This window comes from Bartonella sp. AA9NXGY (genome assembly GCF_042196845.1).
Classification (GTDB): Bacteria; Pseudomonadota; Alphaproteobacteria; order Rhizobiales; family Rhizobiaceae; genus Bartonella.
In genome coordinates this window covers 365-688 of the sequence record NZ_JBHIRB010000109.1, presented here as the reverse complement: position 1 = coordinate 688, position 324 = coordinate 365, and the positions used below count along the sequence as shown (strand labels likewise).

Below are 324 nucleotides of genomic sequence, written 5' to 3'. Positions count from 1 at the left end.
GATAATACGAATTTGAATTTCTACCAGGATGCTTACGAGATTGGACCTGAAAAAATTATTGATACTTATGCTGCTGCTACACAGCATGTTGATCAAGGTCTTTCATTAACGTTATTTTTTCCTGATACCGCCACTACGCGTGATATTAACCGTGCACAAATTTATGCCTGGAAAAAAGGTATAAAGAGTATTTACTATATACGGTTGCGGCAAGTGGCGTTAAGTGGAACAGAAGTAGATGGCTGCGTTTCATGCAGACTATAGGAGGGCATTAGATGACAAAGATTACAACAAAGAATCCTGTTGTTTGCGCTGTCAATTGGA

1 pseudogene is annotated in these 324 nt (G+C 38.9%); it reads left to right on the top strand.

The window, feature by feature from the left end:
* Positions 1-264 (top strand): annotated as a pseudogene (locus tag ACFIM6_RS10090) (ribonucleotide-diphosphate reductase subunit alpha); the annotation flags it as partial.
* Positions 265-324: the final 60 nt, after the last annotated feature.